Source organism: Paenibacillus catalpae, from assembly GCF_900112695.1.
GTDB lineage: Bacteria > Bacillota > Bacilli > Paenibacillales > Paenibacillaceae > Pristimantibacillus > Pristimantibacillus catalpae.
Genome location: NZ_FOMT01000003.1, coordinates 652305 through 672345, shown reverse-complemented (window position 1 = coordinate 672345; position 20041 = coordinate 652305). Strand labels below are relative to the sequence as shown.

At 48.8% G+C, this 20041-nt stretch carries 23 protein-coding genes and 1 pseudogene; 14 read left to right on the top strand and 10 right to left on the bottom strand.

All coding sequences use genetic code 11. The features are described 5' to 3' along the window. Positions 1-79: 79 nt before the first annotated feature. Both BM200_RS16600 and BM200_RS16595 read right to left on the bottom strand, forming a co-directional pair. Positions 80-907, bottom strand: a complete 828-nt coding sequence (locus tag BM200_RS16600; RefSeq protein ID WP_091187478.1) for a carbohydrate ABC transporter permease — start codon at positions 905-907, stop codon at positions 80-82. Next, entirely contained in the window at positions 907-1872 is a 966-nt protein-coding gene (locus tag BM200_RS16595; RefSeq protein ID WP_091187476.1) for a carbohydrate ABC transporter permease, read from the bottom strand. The genes BM200_RS16600 and BM200_RS16595 overlap by 1 nt, the downstream gene beginning before the upstream one ends. Positions 1873-2144: 272 nt before the next feature. Between BM200_RS16595 and BM200_RS16590 the strand changes: the two genes are divergently transcribed. The 8 genes and pseudogenes from BM200_RS16590 to BM200_RS30825 all read left to right on the top strand — a co-directional run. After that, positions 2145-2909: a glycerophosphodiester phosphodiesterase gene (locus tag BM200_RS16590; RefSeq protein WP_091187474.1), complete on the top strand. Its 765-nt coding sequence runs from the start codon at positions 2145-2147 to the stop codon at positions 2907-2909. Between the two features lie 218 nt (positions 2910-3127). Then, positions 3128-3289 (top strand): DUF1328 domain-containing protein, encoded by a 162-nt coding sequence (locus BM200_RS16585; protein ID WP_091187473.1) that lies wholly within the window; start codon positions 3128-3130, stop codon positions 3287-3289. 47 nt (positions 3290-3336) lie between these two features. Continuing rightward, on the top strand, positions 3337-3738 hold the full coding sequence (locus BM200_RS16580; RefSeq protein WP_091187470.1) for a YflT domain-containing protein: 402 nt from the start codon (positions 3337-3339) through the stop codon (positions 3736-3738). Positions 3739-3856: 118 nt separating this feature from the next. Further along, positions 3857-4996 (top strand): PP2C family protein-serine/threonine phosphatase, encoded by a 1140-nt coding sequence (locus BM200_RS16575; protein ID WP_091187469.1) that lies wholly within the window; start codon positions 3857-3859, stop codon positions 4994-4996. Positions 4997-5076: 80 nt separating this feature from the next. Next, positions 5077-5616, top strand: coding sequence for a hypothetical protein (locus BM200_RS16570; protein WP_091187467.1), 540 nt, complete (start codon positions 5077-5079; stop codon positions 5614-5616). A gap of 32 nt (positions 5617-5648) precedes the next feature. After that, the gene (locus tag BM200_RS16565; RefSeq protein ID WP_091187466.1) at positions 5649-5975 is read left to right on the top strand and encodes an STAS domain-containing protein; all 327 of its coding nucleotides are present in this window, start codon (positions 5649-5651) and stop codon (positions 5973-5975) included. A 2-nt stretch (positions 5976-5977) separates the two neighbouring features. Next, positions 5978-6406 carry an anti-sigma B factor RsbW gene (gene rsbW, locus BM200_RS16560; RefSeq protein WP_091187464.1) on the top strand — a complete coding sequence of 143 codons (429 nt, stop codon included), beginning with the start codon at positions 5978-5980 and terminating at the stop codon, positions 6404-6406. Positions 6407-6707: 301 nt separating this feature from the next. Further along, positions 6708-6909: pseudogene (locus tag BM200_RS30825) on the top strand (transposase); the annotation flags it as partial. 37 nt (positions 6910-6946) lie between these two features. Here the strand turns inward: BM200_RS30825 and BM200_RS16550 are convergent. Next, the gene (locus BM200_RS16550) at positions 6947-7816 is read right to left on the bottom strand and encodes a CheR family methyltransferase (protein ID WP_091187463.1); all 870 of its coding nucleotides are present in this window, start codon (positions 7814-7816) and stop codon (positions 6947-6949) included. Next, complete coding sequence (locus BM200_RS16545) at positions 7816-10497, bottom strand: response regulator (RefSeq protein WP_091187461.1); 2682 nt, start codon at positions 10495-10497, stop codon at positions 7816-7818. The genes BM200_RS16550 and BM200_RS16545 overlap by 1 nt, the downstream gene beginning before the upstream one ends. 119 nt (positions 10498-10616) lie before the next feature. Between BM200_RS16545 and BM200_RS16540 the strand changes: the two genes are divergently transcribed. Genes BM200_RS16540 through BM200_RS16530 form a run of 3 tightly spaced genes read left to right on the top strand, consistent with a single transcriptional unit; the run spans position 10617 to position 12319 of the window. Then, positions 10617-11069 carry a DUF948 domain-containing protein gene (locus BM200_RS16540; protein WP_091187459.1) on the top strand — a complete coding sequence of 151 codons (453 nt, stop codon included), beginning with the start codon at positions 10617-10619 and terminating at the stop codon, positions 11067-11069. Positions 11070-11105: 36 nt separating this feature from the next. Beyond that, positions 11106-11546 carry an anti-sigma B factor RsbW gene (gene rsbW / locus BM200_RS16535; protein WP_091187934.1) on the top strand — a complete coding sequence of 147 codons (441 nt, stop codon included), beginning with the start codon at positions 11106-11108 and terminating at the stop codon, positions 11544-11546. Then, positions 11543-12319, top strand: coding sequence for a sigma-70 family RNA polymerase sigma factor (locus BM200_RS16530; protein WP_091187457.1), 777 nt, complete (start codon positions 11543-11545; stop codon positions 12317-12319). Before rsbW (BM200_RS16535) ends, BM200_RS16530 begins: the two co-directional genes overlap by 4 nt. Before the next feature lie 140 nt (positions 12320-12459). On the opposite strand, the gene BM200_RS16525 is transcribed toward BM200_RS16530, so the two are convergent. Then, complete coding sequence (locus tag BM200_RS16525; protein ID WP_091187456.1) at positions 12460-12783, bottom strand: YtxH domain-containing protein; 324 nt, start codon at positions 12781-12783, stop codon at positions 12460-12462. Positions 12784-12997: 214 nt separating this feature from the next. Between BM200_RS16525 and BM200_RS16520 the strand changes: the two genes are divergently transcribed. Both BM200_RS16520 and BM200_RS16515 read left to right on the top strand, forming a co-directional pair. Further along, positions 12998-13885 carry an ATP-binding cassette domain-containing protein gene (locus tag BM200_RS16520; RefSeq protein WP_091187454.1) on the top strand — a complete coding sequence of 296 codons (888 nt, stop codon included), beginning with the start codon at positions 12998-13000 and terminating at the stop codon, positions 13883-13885. Further along, the gene (locus BM200_RS16515; RefSeq protein ID WP_091187453.1) at positions 13882-14670 is read left to right on the top strand and encodes an ABC transporter permease; all 789 of its coding nucleotides are present in this window, start codon (positions 13882-13884) and stop codon (positions 14668-14670) included. The genes BM200_RS16520 and BM200_RS16515 overlap by 4 nt, the downstream gene beginning before the upstream one ends. A gap of 58 nt (positions 14671-14728) precedes the next feature. On the opposite strand, the gene BM200_RS16510 is transcribed toward BM200_RS16515, so the two are convergent. The 5 genes from BM200_RS16510 to BM200_RS16490 form a co-directional block, all read right to left on the bottom strand. Next, positions 14729-15499: a TetR/AcrR family transcriptional regulator gene (locus tag BM200_RS16510; protein ID WP_091187452.1), complete on the bottom strand. Its 771-nt coding sequence runs from the start codon at positions 15497-15499 to the stop codon at positions 14729-14731. 109 nt (positions 15500-15608) lie between these two features. After that, positions 15609-16235, bottom strand: a complete 627-nt coding sequence (locus tag BM200_RS16505; RefSeq protein ID WP_091187450.1) for a hypothetical protein — start codon at positions 16233-16235, stop codon at positions 15609-15611. Positions 16236-16335: 100 nt separating this feature from the next. Further along, entirely contained in the window at positions 16336-16944 is a 609-nt protein-coding gene (locus BM200_RS16500; protein ID WP_139230792.1) for a hypothetical protein, read from the bottom strand. 68 nt (positions 16945-17012) lie between these two features. Then, on the bottom strand, positions 17013-17468 hold the full coding sequence (locus BM200_RS16495) for a DinB family protein (protein ID WP_091187447.1): 456 nt from the start codon (positions 17466-17468) through the stop codon (positions 17013-17015). A gap of 70 nt (positions 17469-17538) precedes the next feature. After that, the gene (locus BM200_RS16490) at positions 17539-18819 is read right to left on the bottom strand and encodes an acetylornithine deacetylase (RefSeq protein ID WP_091187445.1); all 1281 of its coding nucleotides are present in this window, start codon (positions 18817-18819) and stop codon (positions 17539-17541) included. A 196-nt stretch (positions 18820-19015) separates the two neighbouring features. On the opposite strand from BM200_RS16490, the gene BM200_RS16485 reads away from it, so the two are divergent. After that, positions 19016-19954 carry a phosphate ABC transporter substrate-binding protein gene (locus BM200_RS16485; protein WP_091187443.1) on the top strand — a complete coding sequence of 313 codons (939 nt, stop codon included), beginning with the start codon at positions 19016-19018 and terminating at the stop codon, positions 19952-19954. Positions 19955-20041 lie beyond the last annotated feature (87 nt).

Below are 20041 nucleotides of genomic sequence, written 5' to 3'. Positions count from 1 at the left end.
TTTCTCTCCCTTAAAATAATGTTTTCTATATATGGCTAGTCCCGAAGGACGAATACCCGAATTGAACTAAAGTTCCTCATCAGCCTTTAACCGCGCCGGCCGTAATCCCTCTTACAAGCGGCTTCAAGCCCAGCGCCAGCAGTACCAGCGATGGCACCAGAACAAGCGCCACTCCGCAAAGCACCAGATTCCAGCTCGTCAGCTCCTCGAATTGCAGCATCGCGATTCCGATCTGGACCGTCCTCATGGCATCGCTGCTTGTAACGAGCAGCGGCCACAGGTACTGGTTCCATCCGTTCAGGAACACGTATACGGCCAGCGATGCAGCGGCTGGGCCAGATAACGGCAGCACAACGGAGACGAAGTGGCGGAAATGTCCGCAGCCGTCGATGCGCGCCGCCTCGAACAGCTCACGTGGCAGCTGCAGGAAGAACTGGCGGAGCAGGAACACCCCAAACGCCGAGGCTGCAAAAGGTACAATGAGCCCTTGGAACGAATCGAGCCATCCCCAGCTTTTGACCGTCAAATAGTTAGGAATAATGGTTACTTCCCATGGAATCATCATCGTGCTGATAAACAGCGCGAACCAGAACCGGCTTCCGGAGAACCGGATGTAGACAAATGCGTAAGCGGCCAGTGCCGCCGTCAGCACCTGGAGCACCATAATCGCAACCGCAAGAATAAAGCTGTTGAAGATGAAGCCGAATATCGGCACGGTTTCGATCGCATTCTTCAGCTCTGCCGTATGAAGACCGGAAGGAAGCAGCTTGGGCGGATATTGACCTGCTTCGGCCGGAGTCATGAAGATCTGAGCAAGCAGGTACAACAGCGGTCCCAGCACGAGCAGCGACAGCAGAATGAGTAAGCCGTAAAGGCTGAAAAAACGGACCGGATTGCGTGATGCCATCACTGGTAATGCACCTTCTTTCCAAGCACGAGGAATTGTACTGCCGTCAGAAGAAGCATCAGGATGAACAGGACGATGGCCAGAGCGCTGCCGGTTCCGAACTGGTAATTAATGAAGGCTTCCCGGTAAATAGAGTACACCAGCACATCCGTTGATCCGGCAGGGCCGCCCTTGGTGAGGATATTGATTTGTCCGAACGATTGGAAGGCGCTCATAATCGACACGACCGCGAGGAAGAAAAGCGTCGGCGACAGCAGCGGCAGCTTGATCGAGAAAAATGTTCTCCACATCGAAGCGCCATCGATTCGCGAGCTGTCCATAACATCGTTGTCGAGCCCTTGAATGGCGGCCAGGAGCAAGACGAACGGAAACCCGGAGTTCATCCAAATAGTCATAAGCGAGACGGAACCAAGCGCTGCTGCCGGATCGGTCAGCCATTGGACCGGCCCGATGCCGATCTGTTCAAGCAAGTAGTTGAGCATGCCAAGGGACGGGTGATACAGGATCATCCACAGGATAGACGCCGTTCCGACGGAAAGAGCCAGCGGAACCGAGAAGATGAAGCGGAAGATCTTGCTCCCTCTGCCGGCGGCATGCACGAGGCTGGCGCATAGCAAGCCGAGGGCAAGTCCGGCAGGCACGGTCAGCAGCGTGAATTTGACCGTGATCCAAAGACTGTTCCAGAAAGCGGACGATTCCATCATCCGCGAATAATTGTCCCAGCCCGCGTAAGCGGCAACCCTGCCGCGGGGATCGGTAAGCTGAAAGCTCAGATAGACCGAGCGAGCCATCGGATAAAATAAAAACAAGAGGAATACAGCCAGACTAGGCGATAGAAACAGGTAACCTAGCAGCTGCTCCCGCATCCGCCTCAGCTTGCCTGCGGCAATCGGGGTACGGACCGAGACTTTGGAGACCGGAGACAAGACTGGTTTAGACTTGTCCGAATAGAGGGATGAGTTCATTTGTGACTGCAACCGCCCTTTCAAGAGATGGTTTTGCCGGATTCGGTTTGGCAAGTCTAACAATAACTCCCATTTGTAACCTCAATGTCATAAATTTATGAAGATTAGGAAAGGAGATAACGCTTAATTGAAAGAAACCATATCTTTCTAAAGATTTCTTTTAGTTTTCAAATGCATGCGGGACAAGCCCACGAAGAAGGCATATGATAAAGGGTGACTAACGGGATTGCCGAAAATAGCGCGTGCATGCCCGACTGGGAGGGAACAGGAAGATGACAGTGGAAATCGAGCATGACATGAAGAGAAATGCAAGCAGCCCAATCGTAATCGGGCATAGAGGAGCGGCCGGAGAAGCACCAGAGAATACGCTGGCGAGCTTCAGGCTTGCGGCCGAGCAAGGAAGCCATATGGTGGAACTGGACATTCATTTGTCGATGGACGGCAAGCTTATCGTCTGCCATGACGATACGCTCGACCGGACGACGGACTGCTCCGGAGCGATCCGCTCCCTGCATTCGGACGTTATCCGCGAGGCGGATGCGGGAAGCTGGTTCTCGCCTGCTTTTGCCGGAGAACGAGTCCCATTTCTGGAGGAAGTGTACGACCTCCTCCCGGAGGACGTTGAGATCAATGTTGAAGTGAAGGATTCCGCAGGAGCCCTCCTCGACGAAATCCTGCTGGACTACCTCCGCGCCGAAAATCGACTAGAGCGCACCATCGTCTCTTCTTTCGACCATAAGCTGCTTCTCAGGCTGAAGCAGGCGGAGCCGGAGCTGCGCATCGGACTCTTGTATGCCGCCGACCTCATTCATCATGCTTCGTACGCGGCGCTGCTGGAAACAGAGGTGTGGTCGCTTCATCCGCATCACGGGCTCATCGGAGCTCAGGATGCCGAGGACGCTGTTGCCGCAGGGCTTCATATCTATCCTTACACATCCAATCATCCTGCCGAATGGGACCGTCTTGTCTCCATCGGCGTAACAGGCATCATTACCGATTTTCCTGGTCGATTGAAGGAATATCTGGGCCGTCTTTAATAGATTGGCACGTCAAACAGCCTGCACGTTAACCCGTGCAGGCTGTTTTTTAGGTAGATATATTAATGAAGATAAATTCCTGAGCCTATCGGATTAGACTTTTTGCTGCAGAAGCTGTTTCATCTCCAGGCATCCTGGTTAAGTATCTATCAAGCAAGACAAGCAAGCGAAACAAACAAAACAGCAAGAAAAACCCAATCGAAAGAAAGGTGATTAATATGTTAGGATGGGCACTACTCTTCTTCATCTTCGCAGTCGTCGCCGGCCTGTTTGGATTCCTGGGCATCGCATCAGCGCTTGCCGGCATTGCGAAAATCTTATTCGTAGTCTTTATCGTCCTCTTTATCGCATCCCTGATATTCGGACGAAGACGAGCATAACCAAGAACAACAGCCAATCATTTAACTAAAATCGAGGAGGAATTACAATGACAACCCAAACCATGACGACAAGAGTACACACGGTTAATAACATGCTGGAGGTTCAAGAGCAGGTTCACCGTTTCGAACGCGACGGCTATGCGAGGGAGAACATCTTTGTACTGACTCACGATAAAGGCCGTACAGCACGCATTGCCAAAAATACGGACGCCGAGCAAATCGGTGTATCCGCAGAAGGCGTGGGAACGGCAATCGCCAACATCTTCCGCTCTACCGGCGATGAGCTTCGCGCTAAGATGAGATCACTCGGGATCTCCAAGCAATATGCCGAGCATCTTGAGCAGCAAATGGACAGGGATAAAATTCTGGTTATCGGCTGGGGCGGCAAGGAATACAAGGATGACGATTATGACACTTCGGTCTATTACTATCCGGAATACCGCTTATAAATGTTCGTTCAAGCGAACATTCAAAAACAAAGACCTATCCGTATGGGTAGGTCTTTGAACTATGGTATAGTGTTAAAAAGAATAATGTTAAAAAATAGGCAAGAAAGGTGTGCTCCGGATGAGTATCATCATTGTTGACGACAATGCGACCAATCAGCTTATTGTGCAGACGATTCTGAATAAAGCCGGTTACCGGAATTTATTAACAGCCTCATCAGCCCGTGAACTATATGGAATTCTTGGTATAGAAGGCTCGGCTGCTTCAATAGACTCGGATGTGGAATTAATTCTTATGGATATGATGATGCCTGACATCGACGGAATTGAAGCATGCCGAAACGTATTGCAGGACAAGCGTTACAAGGACATTCCGATCATATTTGTTACCGCGGTTGGAGATTCGAACAAGATGGCCGAAGCCCTTGATGCCGGGGCCTGCGACTATGTGATGAAGCCGATCAACCGGATGGAGCTTCTTGCACGGATACGCTCAGCCTTGCGGCTGAAGCATGAAATCGACCGGCATAAGGAACATGACAAAAAAATGAAATCCGAGCTGGAGCTGGCCAAGCAGGTGCAGCTTAGTGTTCTCAGCACAGCCATTGATGACGAGAATTTGAAAATCAATGCCGCCTACCAGCCCTCTTCCGAGCTTGCCGGTGACTTTTACAACTGGTACCGGATTGACAGGAATCGTTATGGTGTCATTCTGCTTGATATGATGGGCCATGGCATTTCATCATCTCTGGTCTGCATGTACATCTCTTCCGTGCTGCGTGATACCATCACGCGCATTTCCGACATTGAGCAGGTCATGCATGAGCTCAACCGCTACATGAATCAGCTGCATATGAAGGATGAATTAATGAGTTACTATTTTACGGCGATTTATCTGGTGCTTGATGTGGAGGAAAAAACAATCGAGTACGTCAACGCCGGGCATCCTCCCGGAATCGCCTTCCTGGACGGCAAGCCCGCACTGCTTGAGCCTTGCTGCAGTGCCATCGGCTTATTTAACAAGCTGAAGGTCAGCAAAGGCAAGTTTCATTATGAACAGGACGCCGGCATTGTTCTCTACACCGACGGCTTGACTGACGGGATGGCAGACGGGCACGAAATCTCAAACGAGACGTTAATCAGCCTCATGCGAAATGAACAGCGGCTGGACCCTTCTGCGCTTGTCGCTACCATGATTCCGAATGATAACGGCACTATACAAAAGGATGATATTTGCCTCGTCACTCTATATACGAAATAATTTTTACTCCAGCCTGTTTCAACTCCCCCCTTATCGGGTAATCCATAGTAAGGCTAATGACAAAGGCTGGAGGGATCAATATGAAGAATACATTCCTGGCATGTTATCTTGCGGGAGGGATCATCGGCATCGTGCCGCTCGCTTATATGGCCCTGCCTCAACCCGTTCATGAGCTGCAGACTGCTCCTACGCCAAACGAAATGGTAACCGTATCCCATGCGGACTATGACCTATCAGACATCAAACTGCAGTCCGTTAATGGACTTACACTCTACGATGATAAAATAACAGTCGAGCGAATGCTTGGCGAACCTGTCCGCGTCACCCATGATGACTATTTTACAGAGCTAGAAACGTATGAATATCCAAATCTGGATGTCGTGTTCAGCGATGGTATTATGGAAGAAATCAAGGTTAGCGGAAGCGCGGATACCATCTGGATTGATGATCAGGAAATCCCCGTCTCCATAGAAGCATTAATTGAGGCGCTGGGCGAGCCGGATTATAAGGCCGATGACGGTATCGTATATGAACGCCAGGAGAACGTGCTGAAGCTGTTCATTAACTATGACAACGGTACGCTCGAATCTATCGCGTATTATCATATTTCATCTGTATAACTACCCTTACTTTAATGATCGGAGTGAATCGAATGAAGTCTCAGCAATTCCAGATTGATCAAAAAGAAACACGTGACAGCTACATGATATCGCTTGGCGGTGAGCTCGACTTATCCGTCGTGCCTCAGCTAAGAACCGCATTGGAGCCGGTTATGGACCGGACGGATCTTAATCTCGTCTTGAATCTTCGTGAGCTGAAGTATATCGACAGTACGGGTATTGGGATTATTGTATCCATACTGAAGTATCGTGACGGGATTAACGCTCCTTTCTCCGTTACGGAAATCCCGCCGTCCATTCAACGCTTATTCGATTTAACAGGCATCTCCGGATACTTATCGGAAGGGACAGAGAAATAGACATGATACGATTACAAATTCCGTCTCATGCCGACTATATTGATATCGTAAGAGTATGCCTTTACGGTATTGCGTCCAAGTTGTCTTTTTCCTATGAAGACATTGAAGATATGAAGGTTGCCGTGTCAGAAGCCTGCACCAATGCCGTTCTGCATGGACGTCCCGCGGAGGAAGGCTTCAGCCTGATTGATATCAGCTTCCAGCCGACCGAGGCTGGCATAACCATTATTGTTAAAAATGACGGCCCTCCATTCGAGCATCATGATTCAGAAACTGACGAGATTTCCCCTCCCCTTCAAGGGATCGAAATCAGCGAACTGCCGGTCGGCGGACTTGGTCTCTATCTAATGGAAGCTCTAATGGATGAGGTAACCGTCCAATCTAATGAGAATGGTACAGAGGTTATTCTGACGAAATATGTGAGTCAATAGGGAAGATGGGGGTGTCCCAAAAGTCATGTAAATGACTAAGGGCACCTCTTTTAAATTTGGGTTGAATAGCAACCTGCGCATTTTAATGTTCTTCCGATCGCCATTGCTCGAGGATTCCTTTGAATCAACTTGGTAAGGTTGGAATCCCCTCACAAAAGCGAACGCTGACGCTTCTCCAGAATCATTAAAACGCTCCGTTTGCCATTAACCTGTCAATGAAATGCCGAAAAGACAAACAAAAAGAAGCCAATCCTTATTTAAATGGAAGTGCGACCAACCATCAACAAAGGAGAGGCTTCTTTTGTACAAAGAATATGCCATGGATCAACTTTCCTTGCCATGGACTTGCAGGAAGATATCCCCGAAAATACATCTCGTTCGCGTCATCAACGACTAAGTCAACCGTTTAAATATGAATCTCTTCACCAAAGCTTATCCCGGTGATGGGCCGGGACAGCTATCATTCTAAAATGCTCATGAAGGTCATCATCTATGCTTACACTCTAGCGAGCGAACCTCTTTTGAGACGGCCTCATTCTTTTAAGGCTTCTTCACGAAAAGACGCTCTCCGTCTGCCAATTCCTCGTAGTGATGCTTCCAAGGGGCTATCAAATATTCCATGCTGCCAAGGCCAAGTATGCCGTCAACTGTCAAGCTGTCATGAAACAGCCGGTGGACGCGGTCCTGGAGCTCGGGATTGAAATAAATCATGACATTGCGGCAGAGAATAACATGGAATTCGTTAAATGTGCTGTCCGTAGCCAAATTATGCTGGGCAAACATCATATGATCCGCCAAGGAAGGGTCAAATATCGCATAATCCCGGTCCGTCGTATAATAAGCCGAGAACTCTTTGGTACCGCCGGCTTGCATATAGTTCTTCGTAAACGTCTGCATCCGCTTCAGCGGGAACTTCCCTGCCTTCGCCTGCTCAATAGCACGCTCGCTCATATCGGTCGCATAAATCTTAGCTTTATCGAGAAGCCCTTCCTCCTGCAATAAGATCGCCATGGAGTAGACCTCTTCTCCCGTTGAGCAGCCGGCATGCCAAATCCGAATTTCAGGGCTGTTCCTCAGCAGAGGAACAGCCCTTTCCCGGAACGCCTTGAAAAAGCTAGGATCCCGGAACATCTCCGTTACTTTAATCGAAAAATCGTTGACCAGCTTATTAACGTATCCCGGCTCATGAAGCACTTTCCCGAGCAGCCCGGTAACCGTATCCGCGCCGTCGAGACACATCCGGTTACGAATACGCCTCCGCAAAGAGGAGCGCAAGTAATGGCGGAAATCATGCCCGTAAGCCAGATAGATCCCTTCAATTAACAGCTCGATCTCAATATTTTCCCATTCCGTGACCGGCAGCTCATCCAATGCCGCTTCAGGCAAGTCCTTGTAAGGATGATCATCCATCAATGGCTCACCTGCTTCGTCAGCCACACCCGCATAAGCGAGAACAGCTGATCCATCTGTAATGGCTTACTGATATAATCCGACGCTCCCGCTTCCAGACATTTGTCGCGGTCGGATTTCATCGCTTTAGCGGTAAGCGCGATAATTGGCATATCTTGCAGCTGCGGCAATTTGCGTATTTCCCGCATCGTTTCATATCCGTCCATCAACGGCATCATAATATCCATCAATACAAGATCAAAGTCCGTATTTTCTTCCAAAATGTCCATACAGCGCCGGCCGTTGCCCGCTACGGTTACCTGCATCTTTTTGCTCTCGAGCGCCTGAACAAGCGCGAATACATTCCGTGCATCATCCTCTACCAGCAGCACTTTCTTCCCGGCAAAATTCGATCCGCTTGTTTGTTCGTTTTCGCTAATCCGTGAAGAATCCGTCTCATTCCCGCTCTCTTCCTGTACCGGGATCTCGCCAAGCTGTTCGGCAGCGGCAGCCGATTCCTGCATAGCGAGCTGGATGGTATCCAGCCTCTCTTGGCTTAGCTCAGGCAGATAAATGGTAAAGCAGCTTCCTCTGCCAACCGAACTGTTAAGCTTAATGTAACCGCCAAGAAGCTTCACAAATTCACTGGTGATCGATAATCCAAGACCGGTTCCTCCATAGAGCCGGTTCGTATTGCCATCTACCTGCTGGAAAGCTTCAAAGATCAGCTTTTGCTTATCCATTGGAATACCGATCCCCGTATCGGTCACCGAAATAGCCAGCGTTTCGTCACCTGCCCGCTCAATCTGCAAATGAACCGAGCCTTTTTCCGTAAACTTGAAAGCATTCGACAACAGGTTTTTAAGAATTTGCTGCAACCGCTGCCCGTCCGTATACCAGACATCTGGCAGATTATCGGCCATATCAACGATAAAGGCAAGTTCCTTTTTCTCTGCTACCGGGTTAAATGTCAGCTTCATCATCTCCGGAATTTCAGTAAGGTTAACCTCATCAATAGTCAGAACCACTTTGCCTGCCTCAATCTTCGACAGGTCCAGAATGTCATCAATCAGCTTAAGCAGGTCCGTACCCGAAGTGTGAATAACTTTAGCATAACCTTCTTCGTCATCATTTAATGTCTGGTTTTCATTCTCGGCCAGCAACTGGGACAAGATGAGAATGCTGTTAAGCGGTGTCCGGAGCTCATGTGACATGTTCGCCAGGAAGTTGGTTTTGTATTGCGAGCTTTTCTGCAACTGCTCGGAATAGTCTTCTAACTCTTCCTTCGCTTTCTCAAGCTCTTTTGTTTTCTGCTCGGCGACCAAGTATTGCTCTTCCAGATGTTCGGTCGTCATCCGCATTTCCTCCTGCTGCATCTGGAGCTCTTCCGTCAGCACCTGGGATTCGCTCAGCAGCCGTTCTACTTCCATCCGCCCAGCTACATTATTGACGGCAATGCCAAAGTCCTGCTCAATCTCCTCCAGCAGCTTCAGATGCTGCGTGGTGAATGACTGCAGGGAAGCAAATTCAATGACGGCCTCGAGCCGCTCCTCATATTCAATTGGAACCATCAGAATGCTGCGGGGCTCCAGCTGGACAAGTCCAGTTGTAATCAGCGGGGCTTGATCCGGCTGATTAAGAAGGAATACACGTTTCTCCAAGGCGCATTGACCAACCAGACCCTCTCCGAAACGGAATGATTCCTTGCCGGCTTCTTCGCCGGTACCCGCATAGGATGCCAGCTTCTCCAAGCGCTGCTGCTCGCCTGCTCCTCTCCGGATATAAAATACGCCGTAAGAAGCATTGATCATTGGCGCTACCTTGGTCAGGAAGGATCTCGCCAATATCCCCAGATCATTAATTCCTTGGTTCATTGTCGCCACTTCGGCTACCTTCGCTTGAATCCAGCTTTGCGCTTCGAGACTTGCGAGCAATCTGTTCGTTGCATCACCAAGCTCCTTGATCTCGTCATTCGTATTCACTTTAATCCTTGTGCCCAAATCACCTCCGGAAGAAGCGATCTCGGTAATTGTTCTTACAACCTGCTTAATGGTCTTCACAATGGACCCCGACACAAAGGAAACAATCATGAGTGAAATAATCGTCGCAGCCAGCAGCAGGACATAGATCCCAATGGTCAGTATTCTGTTTTTATTTTCCAGATCAATAATATGCAGTCTTGTCGATTGGACCTCTTGATTCCCGACAGCATCAAATTTCGCTCGGAGGCTGTCCATCTGCTGCTTGCCGACATCATCCTGGAAAAAGGCAATAATGTCAGCACTTCTGTTTTCCTTCTTCATCGCAATGGTCGGCTCTGCCGTCTTGCTGATCCATTCCTGAATCGACAGCTTGATCTCTTCAAGCGCCTTTTGTGTGCTCGGGTTATCGGATATATAGGCATACAGGCTATTGTAATTGGCTTCCCATTGGGATTTGCCCAGATCATAAGGCTCCAGATAACTTGTGTCGCCGGTAATGATAAATCCCCGCTGAGCGGTCTCCATACTAATAGCGTCATATTGAATAGATGCAATAAGATTATGAATTTCTACATCTCTTGATGTAATGGACTCCACTTCAGTTTGCAGAGCCTCAATACGGTCGGTTACGGCCAAGATCGAGGCACCAAGACAAACAAGTATGAGGAAATACCCGATCGCTATCTTCGTCCTGATATTAAATTTGATGGCTCGAAGCATACTAATCTCCTTTTCTCCTGATCTCTTTCTAATAAGTATACCACTATCATCTCTTCGAATCTGTTGTTTCACTTACATTTTTCTAGGGTAATTAAAGAGAAAAGAGGATGTGATTGCAGATGGATCTCTTTATTCAAATCATTATTGCTGTTATTACGGTTGCTTTCGTTATTCTGATGTTTTTCCTCATTCAGACCATTAAAGCGTTAACAGCAACCCTGGAGGAAGTTCGATCAACCGTCGGAGAACTCAGAACCGATGTGTCGCAAATCAGCGGCGACGTGAAGGAAATGATCCACAATACAAATGAAATGACTCGTGATGTCCGTACGAAGCTTCGCTCTTTGGATGTTGTCTTTGCCACCGTTCACGATATCGGCCAGACGCTCCACAGCTTCACCGGCGTGATGAAGGAAACGGCCGTTAGTCTTGTGACAACGATGAAAAGCAAACAGCATCGGGAAGTCTACGACAATGAAGCAACCGGACATCGCAGCAGCAAAGTCACCAGCGCTATAACAGATGGCATTTTATCCTCGGTACGTATTTGGAGAAAACTCAAACAACAATAGGCTATAATAGGACTAGCGGAGAGGAACGAGAAAATGATGAAACCATGGATAAGTTTAACTATACCGGCTCAAGCAGATTATATTGATATTGTGCGGCTGACCCTGTCGGGGTTAGCTGCAAAAGAAGGCTTTTCCTACGAGGAAATTGAAGATATGAAGGTAGCCGTAACAGAGGCATGCACGAATGTTGTGCTTCATGCTTATGACGGTGGTGTCCATGGCATAATGGAAATTGTATTTGAAGTTCAGCAGGACTCCCTTCACATTAGGGTGAAAGACTCGGGCAGCAGCTTTTTTTATGAACCTTCTGTCATAGCCGATGCTTCATTGCATCACAAGCCTTTAAGTGACGCTAATGTGGGAGGTCTCGGTCTATTTCTGATGCAGGCTTTGATGGATCAAGTGGAAGTCCGCACAGAAATGGGAACCGAGGTGATTCTAACCAAGCGACTTGGTAGGAAAGAGGAGATGGCATGAAATCACAATCATCCTGCCTGGATCAGCAGCAAATAACAAATCTTCTTTTTCAATATAGACAAGTAAGCTGCAATGATGCCGCAACGGCATTGTTGCAGCATTTTGAACCGCTGGTCCGTATGGCTGTATCTAAAATATCGCGAAACCGACCGGATCTGTATGAGGATCTATTCCAGGTCGGTCAAATGTCTATGCTGCGGTTGTTCAAGCAATATGACAGTGACAAAGGCGTTCCTTTTGAAGGCTATGCGATGAAGAGCATCATCGGTCAGCTCAAAAACTACTTGCGCGATAAATCCTGGTACATACAGGTGCCAAGAAATATGAAGGAAAAAGGGCTGCTTGTTCAAAAAGCCATTGATGAGCTGACAACAAAGCTGGAGCGTTCGCCGAAAATGGATGAAATCGCGGCATATCTGGGATTATCGGTAGAGGAAACCATCGAAGTCTTGTCTTCACGGGAATCTTATCAGTATGTATCCCTCGATACTCCGCTCTCAAGCGAAGGCGACAGTGCCACCATTGGCGATGTCATCAGTGATCAGACGGATGATTACCGTCATGTCGATAATCAGCTGGCACTCCAGGATGCTCTGGATCAATTAAAAGAAGAGGAACGCAAGGTATTGGTGCTTGTCTACCAGCATGGCCAATCCCAACGGGAAATTGCCGATCAGCTCGGCGTATCCCAAATGAGCGTATCCCGCTTCCAGAAGCGTGCTCTGGATAAACTCAAGCAGATCTTGCATCCGCAGCAAAGCGAAGAAGGATGAACGGAACTTAAAACCGCCTGTCTCTGAAGAGACAGGCGGTTTTCTTTTGCTCTGCACAATTTTACACTGCTCATTGAGAGCAAAAAAAAAAGAGGTTGTCCTGACCGGACAGCCTCTTTCCTTCGATCCCCTCTCATACATTAATTAGAGGTCGATCCTACCTTATCTTTTACATCATCCTTTGCAGCGCTGAAGGCATCCATGACATGTTCATTGGATTTCTTGGCGTGCTCGGACAAATCCGATGCTTCTTCCCTTACGCTTGATAAGACATCCTTTGTTTTATCTCGGGCTGTCGAAGCAAGTTCCTGTGTACGCTGGCTAATAGCCTGGAACTTATTCGAGAGATCCTCCCTCAGCTTCACACCTGATTTTGGTGCAAGCAGAAGCGCCCCAACAGCACCTACCGCTGTCCCGACAATCGTACCCACCAGCAAACCGCTACCTGTGTTTTCCTTTGGCATTGTTATCTCTCCTTTATTCCGTTCTCGTATTCGAAACCGTATTCGATCTCGTATTATCTATTACACCATTAGGGTTATTTTGAAACAGACGAATTCCCCTTCCCCGCCTGCGAATATTCGAAGATAAAAAAACGTTGCATCTTTTAATGTTTATTTCATATACTGTTTATATAATAATCAGTGTACGACGTACACAGAAATGAGGCGTTTCGTTGTGAAACAATCCGCGATTGAAATTTCGGGCCTACGTAAAAGCTTCGGCAAACAAACCGTGCTAAGCGGCGTTGACCTGACTGTTCCTGCCGGAACTGTCTTTGCCTTACTGGGTCCTAACGGAGCCGGCAAAACAACCCTGATTAATATTATGTCTACCTTGGTCTCGCCTGATGAAGGAAAAGTGAATGTGGGAGGTTATGATGTCCTGACAGAGCGGGATCAGGTTAAGCAGAACATCAGCCTGACCGGTCAATTCGCCGCAGTAGATGAAGTCTTATCCGCCGAGGAAAATTTACGGATGATCGGCAGGCTTTCCGGCCTTACCGCTGCACAATCCCGGTTGCGTACAATGGAGCTTCTGAAAGCATTTGATCTCGTTGATGCAGCCAAGAAACGGGTAAAAACCTTCTCGGGAGGCATGCGGCGCAGACTGGATCTTGCAATCAGTCTTGTTGTCAGCCGCCCTGTTATTTTCCTGGATGAACCTACAACCGGACTTGATACAATCAGCCGCCGGGCGTTATGGGATATCATCAGTCAGCTGGCGAGACAAGGGAGGACGATATTTCTTACGACGCAGTATTTGGAAGAAGCCGATCAGCTTGCCGACCAGATTGCCGTTATCAATGGCGGAAGGATCGTAGCATCCGGCAGCGCCGAGCAATTAAAGGCTCGTGTGGGAGGAGAAGTCATTGAGCTTTTGAATGCCCATGACGAAGTCATCCATACCGTACCAACTACAGGCAGCATTCAGGATATAAGCCGCACTTTAAATGACCTGGCCCATTCAGTTCCGCCCGGGACACGGGTCAATATCCGCAGACCAAGCATGGATGATGTATTTGTTGCCTTGACGGCAAACAAGAAAGAGGTGTTACACGTATGATAGCAGCGGACAAACCAGTTAAGCCGGCATCCCTCATGACGACAAATCTCGTCTTTATCAGCCGGAGTCTTCGTCACAGCCTGCGCAATACAGAAGCTCTGCTTATGGCCATCATGCTGCCGGTTATGCTCATGCTTCTTTTCACTTACGTATTCGGAGGAGCAATCGATTCGAGCGGAGACTACGTGAATTACGTTGTTCCCGGCATTATTTTGCTCTGTGCAGGATTTGGCTCTTCAAGTACAGCCGTGGATGTATCCAATGATATGACGAATGGCATCATCGACCGATTCCGGACAATGCCGATCAAAAGCCTCAGTGTTGTAACCGGCCATGTCGTAGCCAGTCTGGCCCGTAATTTATTCGCAACCGGCGTTGTCTTTGGCGTAGCCCTGCTAGTCGGATTCCGGCCTAACGCAAGCTTTCTCGAATGGGTGCTCGCGATTGCCGTTATTACCCTCTTTATCCTAACCTTCACCTGGTTATTCGCCGCTATCGGGTTAGTAGCCGGCAGTCCTGCCGCTGCTAGCGGATATGGCTTTGCGCTCTTGTTCCTCCCCTATTTGTCCAGTGCCTTCGTTCCGACAGATACGATGCCTTCGTGGCTGCAAGGCGTAGCGAATCATCAGCCGATCACCCCAGTCATTGAGACGATCCGGGGTCTGCTCACTGGCACACCGCTAAACGACAGCGCATGGTGGGCAGTCGGCTGGTGCCTGCTTATCCTGGCTATAGCATTCTTATGGAGCATCTCCTCCTTCCGAAAAAAAGCAGGGCGCCGCTAACGGAGCCACCTAAAAAAGACATCGGCCTGATGGAATCCATCAAGCCGATGTCTTTTTATTATTTCGATGCCAGATAATGCTCAATGCCGTCCAAAATCCGCTCCAGGCCAAAATCAAAGTCGTTGCCAACCGGATTGTCAGCCGGATTCTCCTCGGTGTATACGCCTGACTCGATAATAGGCTGCAGATCCGGATAACGATCCTTCTTAACAAGAAGCTTAAGTGCCTTGGTGTAATCCAAACCACTGAATGAACCCGGACTTGCCCCTCCTTGAATCGCCCGCTCCATATCCCTCTGTATCATACCGGTTGAACGCGCGTAGCTGCTCAACAGCAGTACCGTAGACATCTTCTCATAGTCATTAAGCGGAAGATTTCGCAACGGCCGAAGAGCCAGATCTACGATCAGCAGATTATTGGGGGTGATAGGCACTCCAGATACCGGGATATCCGCATACCAGGGATGCTTGACGAATACCTCAATGCAAGCCCGTACATACAGACGCAACCCCTCTCGCCAATCGGCGAGTATTTCTTCAGGCTGGTCTGGGAATTGGCAGACCGCTTCCTGCATCAACAACAGCAGATCATCTTTGCTTTGTACATAGCGGTAAAGAGACATGGCCGTGAATCCTAAAGCAGCCGCAACCCGGCTCATGGAGACAGCCGCAAGCCCTTCGCGATCCGCCAGATCTACCGCGGCGGCAACGATCTGGTCAATGGACAGCTCGCGCTTTGGCCCTCTCTGGGATTCTTTCACCAGCCCCCATGCCAGCGCGACTCCACGCGGCAGGTTATTTAACACTTCAACCTCATCGTCATGCTCCATCCCACTGTCCTCCATACTTGTCTTCCCATAATTGCTTACTATGTAAACAGTATACCATAAATGAGCTGGGATAAAAAAAGCAGCTCCTTGTTAGGAGCCGCTTTTTTCTTTAATCCAAACCATGCTCTGCGCGGATTTTGTACAATCCCTTCAGGAGCAATTCCGCAGGATCGCGATTCAGAAGCTGATGCGTATACAACAGATGAAGTGAGAAAGCGCAAACATTATTGCCGTCAACGATAGCCGGGAAGCCCGTTTCGAACACCGGACCCTTAAGCTCTTCGTTCCAGGCAAGTCCTGCATGAACCTTCTCCTCAGGGAATTCTTCTTCAACAGCCTTAATGCAATGCGGGATGAGTACATGATCGATTAAAGCCTTGGCATCATCTTCGCTTGCAGGAGGCTCAGGAAGTGGTTTGCCCCCCTCGGATTTCATCAACTCGTAGAAAAACGAAGCCATCCATTCTGTTGCCTCATCGTTACCCGCCTGGAAATTCGCGATTAACTCACGAAGGAAGAAGCCGCATACATAGTCGCTGCCCGATTCATCCTTCACTTTGTAAACAAACACGGGACCATAAAGCTCTTGATTCAATACTTGGCCTTGGACGTCTTCGAAATGCCGTCTCAATGCGACAAAGCCGTTATGCTGGACTGCTTTGACCAGCTCCGCGAATTGCTTCGCCTCTTCTTCTTGATTGCCTTTGATCTCTTCGTTTGTCGTCTCGTTATTCATTCGCTTCACCCGTAATTATCATATCATTCCACCAATTAAACAGTCTAGTCCAATTCCCAATAAAGAAAAGCCGCCCTAAAGGACGGCCCAACGCCTGCGATTACTCAACAACATGCTTCTGGCGCAGCTTGGTGAGTGCAATAAGAAGCGTATCCGAAGGATCGCGGTTCAACTGCATCATTTTATACAAATAATGAATCGGGAAGACACATTTCTCTGTTGGAATATCCATAAATCCAAGCTCAAGGACAGGCGTAAGGTTGTCATCCAGCCCTCTTTTGCCCGTAATACGAAGAGGGGAAAATTCCTCACTGACCGCCCCAAGGCAATGCGGGAACAACACATGATCGATAAATTCCTCTTCTTTTTCTTCGCTTTCATGCGGCCCTGGCAGCTCTCTGCCGCCCTTCGACGTCTTCATCAGCTCATAGAAGAAGGATGCCATCCATTCCCCTGCGTCCCGGCCGCCGTCCTGGAACTGTTCAGCCAGTTCGCGTAGGAAGAAGCCGCAGTCATACGACTTCTTGAAATCATTCGTTACCCGGTAGATGAAGATTTGGCCGAACTTTTCATCCGTCACAATAAGACCTTCTACATTAGGGAAAAATGGTCTTATGGCAGCTAGTCCCCTCTGAAAAATCGTCTTCATCAGGGAGTCCCATACTTCCGTATTATCGTTATTATTCGTATTCGTCGTATCATTATTCATCTTGTAATCACCCTCAAGCATCATACCATCCGGCGCTTTGCACCGTCCAGTGCTATACTTTAACAGTCCTATCCGCGGCTTACGAAGAATGGAAGCTTCTCGATGCCTGCCAGACGCAAATAAGTAAACAGTTGGCCTTTATGATGAATTTCATGGTCTTTCGCATTTTGCAGCAGAACAAAGCCCGGAAGCGAATTGCCAAAGAAATCGATGGATTGTGTTAGCTGCTCCGGAGTAAGGGAACGAAGGATGGCTTCCGTTTGCTCGGTTGCCCCTGCTACCCCAGCTCTCAGCTCATCCGCCGTTGTAAAGGCCTGCTTGCTGCCCGGCGTAAATACCCCGTTTTGTACCGTCTTCACGAACATGTCCATCGATCCTGTTATATGTAGGACAAGCTCTGCAATCGACATGCCTTTTTCCCAAGGTTTGAAGGACATTTGCTCCGTTGTTACATCCGCCACCATGTCATGCAATACGTTACGGTGGCTTCTCCATGCGGCAATAAACTCATTGATGTTAGTCATCTTATGATCTCTCCTCTGGTTTATTATCATCCGTATTCATTATAATGGCTGAAAACTTCAATTTCATCTTTTACACTTTCTCCCGGTTGCACCAGTCCGCGATAAAAGCAATCATAACCTTCGTGTAATCAAGTAGCTCTTTTAGATCAAGGCTTTCGTCCACGGCATGCGCTTTACCTAGTTCCCCGGGTCCATAAATGACCGTTGGAATTCCTGCCCGTCCAATCCAGCCGGCATCCGTAACGGTTGGACTCATGCCAACCTCCGCTTCGCGATTCAGAACAGCCTGATGTTTCGTTAACAATGCCTTAACCCCATCGTCATTCTGATCCAGCTTTAATGAAGGGAATATTTCTCCCCTCTCCTCAATCATCGACCTGCCGCCCCAACGGAATTCAGGCGGATTAAGCCGAAGCCACGGATCGCCTTGGGCCACGCGCAGCAAATGCTCCTCGATCTCGGCAGCTACGGACTCGTAATCTTCATCCGGGTAAAAATGTACCGTTATCCATAACGAGCATCGGTCCGCGATAAAGGCCGCATGGCGTCCGCCTTCTATAACAGCGGGGTTTATTGTATTCGATCCCGGTGGAAATCCCGGGTAGGCCTTCGTGACCGCCCAGTGCCTCTCGAGCTCCTGGAGTCCGGTAATCAGCTTGGCCATCTTCTCAATCGCGTTTGCCCCATGCAGACCGCCTCCTGCATGAATCATCCGCGAGCGCATCGCATCATGATGGGTAACCGGACTTTGCACCGTCACCCAGCCGGTAATGACCCCGCCTTGACCTTGAACAGACAATTGACTTGTATCCGCCACAATCGCAAAGTCCGCTTCGCAGCCCCTCTCCATGCAGGCCCTTGTACCCGCTTCACCGGCTTCTTCCCCAATAACGGATTGGAAGAGCAAATCACCCTTCAGCTCCATATTCGCTTCTATTAGAAGCTTGACCGCAAACAGCAGTGCGGCAAGGCCGCCCTTCATATCCGCTGTCCCGCGGCCGTAGGCCCTTCCGTTATGAATGGTTAAGCGGAACGGATCAACCGACCATTCCGAGGTGTCGCCTACTTCAGCAACATCGATATGTCCGTTCAGCAGCAGACTGCGGTAAGCTCCGCTGTGCGTTCCTTTTCGAACAGCCGTTACATTCGGATCGCCCGGATACACTTCCCACAGCTCGGTCTCAAAGCCGAGTCTGCTTAGCTGCTCCTCCATAAACCGCTGTGCCTGCATCGTATTGCGCGCAGGCGGGCTTACCGTCGGGAATGCGACCAATTCAGCTAGCAAAGCGAGTAATTCCTCCTGCCGTTTCTCCACCTGATTCAGTACTTGCTCCAGCAGTAATTCCTTCATCAAAATGCGCCCTCATCTCTATAGAAACTTTCCTTCCTACTATAGAGGATTCGGTCCCATTCGAGCAATTTTTACAACGCTCAAAAAAATTTACATTGCGTTAACATGATTAGGGTTTTCTGTTTACGTAGCCCTACTACAATGACTCTTGTAAGGAAAAACAAAAACGATAGTTTGGAAGGGGAACCTACTCAAAATGAAAAAGTCTCTGATCGTCACAATGGCACTGACATTGTCGTTATCGCTCGCAGCATGCGGCAACAATACGAATAACGGTGCCAACAACGGAAACGCAGCAGCATCAAACAATGCTCCAACAAATAACGCTGCTTCTGCTGATCTGTCCGGTTCGATTCTGGCATCCGGCTCCACTGCACTTCAACCGCTTGTTGATCAAGTATCCAAAGAGTTCATGGAGAAAAACTCCGGCGTATCGATTCAGGTTCAAGGCGGCGGCAGCGGTACTGGTCTGACGCAAGTATCCGAAGGCCAAGCACAAATCGGTAACTCCGACGTATTCGCTGAAGAGAAGCTTGACGCTGACAAAGCGGCTGAACTGGTTGACCATCAAGTAGCTGTTGTAGCGATGGCTGCTGTTACAAATAAAGACGTAGGCGTTGACAATCTTACTAAACAACAACTGGTTGACATCTTCACAGGCAAAGTAACGAACTGGAAAGACGTTGGCGGTAAAGATGCGAAAATCCAAATCGTTAACCGTCCTTCGAGCTCCGGCACACGCGCAACTTTCGAGAAATTCGCACTTGGCACTAAAACAGAAGATCTTGAAGGTTCGATCCAAGAGGATGCTTCCGGTACAGTTAAGAAGCTCGTAAGCGAAACTCCTGGCGCTATCGGCTACCTGGCTCTGTCCTACCTGGATGATTCGGTAACAGCTTTGAAATACGACGGCGTTGACGCTAACGTAGATAACGTAGCAAACGGTTCTTACCCGGTATGGGCTTACGAGCACATGTATACAAAAGGCGAGCCTGACGCAGCTACTAAAGCTTTCCTCGACTACATGGTATCTGAAGAAGTTCAAAACGACGAAGGCGATGTCGTTGAAATGGGCTACATTCCAATCAGCAAAATGGAAGTTAAACGGGATGCTGCAGGTGCTGTAACGAAATAATTCAACTTAAATAAATAAGGCACAGTCAAGAGGCGGGCCAGCTCGTCTCTTGACTGCATGCCTATGTAAACTAAGTAAAGGGTGGTC